The organism is Bradyrhizobium sp. WSM2793, assembly GCF_000379585.1.
GTDB lineage: Bacteria > Pseudomonadota > Alphaproteobacteria > Rhizobiales > Xanthobacteraceae > Bradyrhizobium.
In genome coordinates this window covers 80,275-86,596 of record NZ_KB902798.1, presented here as the reverse complement: position 1 = coordinate 86,596, position 6,322 = coordinate 80,275, and the positions used below count along the sequence as shown (strand labels likewise).

The window sequence follows — 6,322 nt, the reverse complement described above, 5'->3', positions numbered from 1 at the left end:
GGTCACATGCTTGCGCCTTAGCTCGCGGGCAATAACGGACCAGTCAGGCTCTGCCACCTGCGGCGACCCGGCTTCACGCCGGGCACCCCGTACAGCCGTTGCTCTAGCTCGGCGTCGCTTATCGCTTCCGGGACTGGCCATACCAGACCCGCGCGCCCAAACCGCTTCAGTGTGTCACGTACCGTCGTCGGCCCGATGCCGACGCGCTCGCCAACCACGCGCGTCGAGAGCCCAGCCTCAAGGCTCAGCCTCATAATCTCGCGCACCTGGCGCATGATAACCCTCCTCGTCGGCATCCAATCCTCCCAGCTGCTTCCAGCCGGAGAAATGGCCCAACGATCGGGCCTCACACCATCCGAAAGTGCGCGCAATCAAATCGGAATGCTGCGCGGACAATGCTCGGAATGCTGCGCGCGATCATTTCGGAACCCTGCGCGCCATCAACTCGGTACGCTGCGCACCATCATCTCGGAATCGGCAATGCCTCGTCGTACCGGTGACCCTGCGTCTTGATCGGCTGCATCTGACGCTTCAGGCGGCGTTTGGCTGGACGGATAGCCATCTCTTCGAGTTCCTCGCTGGCGAAGAACATTGGGGCATCCCTGATCCCGATGGTGATTTTGGCCCCCAGCCCATCGATGCTCGCAAGGCGCGGCTCTGCGATATCGTTCAAGAGACCGGCGCCAAGACGATCCATTATCTCTATGACTTCGGCGACAGCTGGGACCATGTGATCAAGCTCGAAAAATGGTTCGACAACACGCCAACGGACGGTCTTCCACTCTTGCTCGATGCCGTCGGCCGCTGCCCTCCAGAGGATGTTGGAGGTGCGCCCGGGTATGCCGACTACCTCGATGCCATCGGCGACCCTACCCATCCGGAACATGAAAATATGCGCCTCTGGGGGCCAGAACAGTTCGATCCCAACGTCATCGATCGGACTGCGCTCGAGGCCGCCGTCAACGCATTGTCCGAAAAGTGGAAGCCACGCAGGCACAAGCTGCGATCAAAATAGACGTCAAGCCCAATCAAAAGGGCCGCAGAGCCACGCTTACGGTCTACGCCGGATGCATACCTCAAGACGCTCGGCTACCGCTTCGATCATATGGAAGGTTCTAGTTTCAGAACTAGGCGCCGACATAGACGCTCACATCGGCTCACAGACTCCGCAGCCGATAACTGATCGCTCATCCACTCCGCCAGATGGGGTCTCTTTGCCGCTTGCCGACTACGCGAGTCTTGCAGAGTTGAGAAATCGACGAGGATACTTCGAGCAGTGTCTGGCTCGATTTGCGGAAAGCATCTGCCGTGGCGGCTTTTCGGGCAGACACTACCCAACTCTGGAGCACCAGCGCCGTCGAGGGGCAGATCAACCGCCTCAGGGAAGCGCCAGATGTATGGTCGTTTAGGATGCGCTGCTCAGAAGGCTACTGGCATTCGCCTGACAACACACAATCGTTCAGGATCAAATGCAAAGGGGAGACTTGCAGCAGTGGACGCCCCCGCTCGGCTGCCATCCCCAATTGCCCCCGGAATATATCTCTGAGGGCCGCCCCCAATGGCCGTGCTTGATATATGTTCATCTTGTTGATTTGGGCGGTTGCATTACGTCAATCGCTCGAAGATGACGTTGTGGTGAGTGATTGCAGTAAGCCGGTATGATCTGCATTCCATCAAATTGATGATCCTAGCCCTGTTGCCCTTTAGAAAATGCTCACTTGGCTCGCACTGGACGATAGCAGGTCTGATGCGCTCGTAGTCAATAGCCTTAATGAGATCGTGATCCAGTCCTTCGCAATCGATCGACAAGTAATCGACCTTGTTGGCATAGGGGATCAATAGCTCATTGATGCTGAGAGCGCTCACCTCGATATGTTTTCGGATACCTCCTATGCCGTCGAGGTCGTCGAAACTTCTAATATGTGCTTCATCTAGAGACGAAAGCTCATGAGCGTTTCCTATGAAGAACTTGGCAGACACCTGTGGAGCAGGCAAGACAGCAGACGGCACGAGAACGTCGTTCGGACGCGCAGTTCGGATCAGTTCTCCCAATTCAGGATTGGGTTCAACTAAAATACCTCGTGCGCCTCTTTGGTACAGAAGGTAGGTATTCGAGCTAGAGATGGGGTGATTGGCCCCGATCTCAACATAGAACACACTGGCCCAGGATCTTTGGGTTTTGCAGAGTCTTGCCTCCAAGAGCCCTTCCACAATAACGTCTTCTCCGGCGTGTGCATAGCTAGCCATTGCGAAACGCTTGATCCGAGAGTGAGACCGCGGAAGATTGAGCCTGTCGATCTCCCGGAGTATGCACTGGTTCTCAATGTCGTAAAACATAAGTTCACCTCCATTGTAAGCTGCGGCCTTGGGCGCGAGCCGCCACGACTGGTTCTGCCCTGCTCGTCATCTCAGCAATCGGCGTGCCACGTGTGGAATGCTGTGCGCGCTTGCTTAGGCAGTGAAACCCACATGCGTCCCAGCATGCCCGCTGGCTGGCCGGCCGCGACACTTTGTCAGCTTCGCGACATCGAGGCCATCAACCTGACACGCGTAATGGACAAAGAGTTCAAGATGATGTCCACCCCTCTACCAAACTCGAACATCTGATTAAGGACGAATTGCGGTATGACGATCTCACATTGAGGCGCTCAGCGGTTGTGTGCCAAAGACCATCACGCAGTTAGGACCACTCGGGTCAGCGGCGGAGGTCTATCGCTAAATAGGAATTGCTCCATAAGCATGGACTTGATTTCGATGATACCCGTAGAGTGCGCCCTCGCGACCGAGCCCGGATTCCTTGATCCGCCAAACTGGGCGACGTCGGTGCCGAGCCCCCCCACTCGGTTCGCGCGCTCGGTTTGGCTGAGTTCGGTCCGATAGCCTCACCTGCCGAATGGCAGATGCAATGGCATACGGATCGGCTAGGCCGAGATGCTTGAGGCGAGCTCCATCAATCCTCGTGCCTAGCACTGTATCGCAGAACGATATCGACATACAGAAGTGAACGAAGCCGCGCTGCCGAATGACCTTACCGATACAGCTGTTCGTGCGGGCGCCCGCCGCGCTGTAGACCCAGGCACCATCGTGACCGCTTTTCACAGTGGCACGAGAATCAACGGGAATGGTGCGGGGTGCGCACCATTCCTGTCGTGCCCGGAGAGAAATGAGAGACGACGTGGCTTGCGCAAGTGCCCAGCACGTATCCATCCTACCGCTTGAGGATATCGTATTCAGGCGCTAGCGCCCTCTCAAACGACGACCGGTATCGTTCGAGAAGCACAGACTTAAGCAATTGCGCCCCATCTTCGATCACGACAACAACATCTTCGTGGACCATCAACTTCGGCGAGCCATCGAAATATGATGGATAAGTGGTGCTTGGTTCAATGTTGACGATCATGCGTTTAAGAATGGTCCTATCTTTGGGATGGACCGATGGCAGCTCTGGCATCCACAGACCCATCGAGTGACCCATTCGTCCGATTGTGCTCGCTTTGCCTCGATTCTCTGGGCTGTTTAGTACATCTGACATCGCTGTCCTAATATCGCAAATCGGCCTGCCTGGTTTCACTGCGGCAATTCCCGCCTCCATCCCGTTCCAAACGACTTGATAAGCATCTTGGGTATGCGGACCGGGTGCACCGAAGGCAAAGTGCCGATTGAAGTCGCTCCAATAAAGATTGAACAAACAGCCGGCATCGATAAACAGCAGATCTCCCTCAGAGAGAACCTTATCTGCCGGGACGCCGTAAGGACGCGTATAGCCCCCGCGCCCGGAGACTGCCGTTATCCTGGGCATCTTGTCGACACCGCGAGTGAAGCATTCAAGCTCGAAGATGCGGCAAACCTCTCGCTCCGTCATGCGGCGACGCAATTTTGGGAACATATTATCAAATGCTTCCGAGACACATCGGCATACAATACGAATTAGAAGTAAAAGGTGTGTCCGAACGGCCCCAAGCTACGACGTTCGCCCCGTGGGCAACGTGTCCGCCACATGAGCAAGTCCTCAACCTCGGTCTCCGAGGCTCTGGCGGCGCTGCTCGGCAAGGATTGTCGGCATCAGCCATCGGCCGTCTGAAGGACGGTTGGCTTGACGAACACACCGCGTGGCAGAGGCGCGATCTGTCGGCGAAGCGCTACGTCTACCTCTGGGCCAATGGCATCCATCTCCAAGCACGCCTCGAAGACGAAAGGCAGTGCATCCTGGTGCTGATCGGCGCGACACCGGAAGGCCGCAAGGAACTGGTCGGTTTTATCGATGGCGCCCGCGAGAGCGCGCAGGACTGGCGCGATCTGCTGCTGGACCTAAAGCGACGCGGGCTCGACGTGCCGCCGCGGCTCGCCATCGCCGATGGCGTGCTCGGGTTCTGGAAGGCCGCCGATGAGGCAGCAGCCGAAGGCCACGCGTTGCGGGAGATCTGGATGGCTGAAACGAAGGTCGCCACCGAGCTGACGTTCGACGCCCTTCATCGAGAGCTACGCGCTGAGATACGAGAAAGCGGCCGACTGCCTGAGCAAGGATCGAGACACGCTGCTCGCTTTCTACGACTTCCCGGCCGAGCACTAGAAAACACTTGCGAGCGACTGATGAGACGGATTAGCGATTTCTTTAGTGACCGAGATGACGATTGCGGAGATCGCTGCCAGTCCATTCTTTTGTTCGGCCGCCCTGCGGGCCATTCTTCCGTCCCGGCCATCGATCTCGCAGCCGGCGCGCGCAGGGGGGTCAAAAGCTGGTCGCATTTGCCGCCCACCGCAAGGCTTGGCTTTGACCGGCCCGAGCACGGCAGTACGCTGCCGTGGAACGGGACTGCACTCCTGGTATGGCTGGAATTTGCCATCAGCGGCGATTATGGTTGTCGGGCGCGGGCGACCTCGTGGCGAAGTGTGACGCGTCCGCCGCAAGCGTCACCGGACTGCCTATTTTGTCCTGCCGAGCTGAGGCGCCCGCGCGCCGGTTTTTGGCCGCCGCGGTTTCCACTGCGCCACGAATCGTTCGTAGCTTTGCTCCGCCTGGGCGGCAATCAACATCTCGCGGTCGCGCAGCACCTTGATGTTGTAGGCATAGGCTGGTCCACGCCAGCTGCCCTTCTGTTGCGGATGTCCGGCTTGAAGTTGCATCGCGCGCGTCTTGTTGACGACCAGCGCTGGGCGTGCGCACAGATAATCCTCGCCCTTCGTCAACAAATGCCAGCAAAGCACAGTGAGCTTGCGAGCCACGGCTACCGCGGCGATCTGATGGCCACGCCGGGCGTGGATTCGCACGAAAGAAGCACGCATTGGACCGGCCGCCTTTGCCGCTGCCCAGGCCGCCTCGACCAGCATGGCGCGCGCGTGACTGCGGCCGATCTTGCTGATGCGACCGTGATGGGCCGCTCCTAGTTCCGACTGCCGCAACCGCGGGTTCAGCCCGAAATAGCTCACCAGCTTCTGCGGGCCGTTAAACCGGCTGATGCCGCCGATCGCCGCCACGATCCCGGCCGCGACCGCCAGATTCACGCCGGCGATCGTCATCAGTGTTGACCGCGGAATCCTCGATTGCGTCCTGCGCGATCTCGCGGTCGAGCATGGCCAGGTCTTTCGCCAGCCGGTCAAGCTGCGGACGTGCCGAGCGATGGCCGCTCTCTCATCGTCCGGCAGCTGTTGAGCGGCCAACCACGCCCAGCCGCGAGCGTTGAAAAGATCGGCATGTGGGCACTTCGGGATCAGGTGTGCGTACAGGAATGCACCTCGTTCTTCAGCCGCGCGCGATGCCGCACGATCTGGTAGGGCCGCGCCACTATTCTGCGCTTGCGCTCGGTCTCCGCGTCAGGCGTCCAGATCCCCGGCAGGTATCCCGCCGCCTGCAGACTGGCGAACGTGCCGGCATCGATCTTGTCGGTCTTGACGTGAGCCTGGGCGATCACCTTCTGCAACGGATTGGCGAAAATCACCCGCGCCACGAATGGCGCCAGCACTCGCGAGACCGCCATGCTGTTGCCAGTCGCCTCGATCACCAGCTCATCACTGGCCAGCAGGTCTTGCCAAATCCCTCCAGCGCAGTCCGCGTCATATCAATGCGGCCCGCATGTCGGAGCCTGCCGTTCTCCCAAAGTACCACTTCCCGAAGGTTCGGTGGACATCAATGCCAATTACCTGTCGCATTCGCACGTCCTGCCAGACACATGACGGGAGCTGCGGGCGACACGACAACTACGGATTCGCGCTCTCGGCGCAACCGGGCGAGTCGCAGAGGCGCCCAGCTACTAACTCGAGCTCTCGGCTCATCGTGTGCATCGGCCTGCCCGCACATCGTGCTCCCGGTGCCTCTGTCCCGATG

The 6,322-nt window shown here is 59.0% G+C and carries 4 protein-coding genes and 2 pseudogenes; 2 read left to right on the top strand and 4 right to left on the bottom strand.

The window, feature by feature from the left end:
* Positions 1-17 precede the first annotated feature (17 nt).
* Positions 18-254: a helix-turn-helix domain-containing protein gene (locus A3AS_RS49310; protein ID WP_245283305.1), complete on the bottom strand. Its 237-nt coding sequence runs from the start codon at positions 252-254 to the stop codon at positions 18-20.
* 107 nt (positions 255-361) lie between these two features.
* On the opposite strand from A3AS_RS49310, the gene A3AS_RS45690 reads away from it, so the two are divergent.
* Complete coding sequence (locus tag A3AS_RS45690) at positions 362-1,015, top strand: plasmid pRiA4b ORF-3 family protein (RefSeq protein ID WP_245283302.1); 654 nt, start codon at positions 362-364, stop codon at positions 1,013-1,015.
* A gap of 590 nt (positions 1,016-1,605) precedes the next feature.
* Here the strand turns inward: A3AS_RS45690 and A3AS_RS0128495 are convergent.
* On the bottom strand, positions 1,606-2,337 hold the full coding sequence (locus A3AS_RS0128495) for an FkbM family methyltransferase (protein ID WP_018320914.1): 732 nt from the start codon (positions 2,335-2,337) through the stop codon (positions 1,606-1,608).
* Positions 2,338-3,208: 871 nt separating this feature from the next.
* Positions 3,209-3,922: a M24 family metallopeptidase gene (locus A3AS_RS0128485; protein WP_256375107.1), complete on the bottom strand. Its 714-nt coding sequence runs from the start codon at positions 3,920-3,922 to the stop codon at positions 3,209-3,211.
* Positions 3,923-4,006: 84 nt separating this feature from the next.
* Here A3AS_RS0128485 and A3AS_RS45685 point away from each other — a divergent pair.
* A pseudogene (locus A3AS_RS45685) lies at positions 4,007-4,592 on the top strand (transposase); the annotation flags it as partial.
* Positions 4,593-4,923: 331 nt separating this feature from the next.
* Here A3AS_RS45685 and A3AS_RS50155 read toward each other — a convergent pair.
* Positions 4,924-6,147, bottom strand: a pseudogene (locus A3AS_RS50155) (IS110 family transposase).
* Positions 6,148-6,322: the final 175 nt, after the last annotated feature.

Bases quoted from the DNA above. Each gene is read 5' to 3' on its own strand.
- A3AS_RS0128495 (WP_018320914.1), bottom strand. From the start codon at position 2,337: ATGTTTTACGACATTGAGAACCAGTGCATACTCCGGGAGATCGACAGG.
- A3AS_RS49310 (WP_245283305.1), bottom strand. From the start codon at position 254: ATGAGGCTGAGCCTTGAGGCTGGGCTCTCGACGCGCGTGGTTGGCGAG.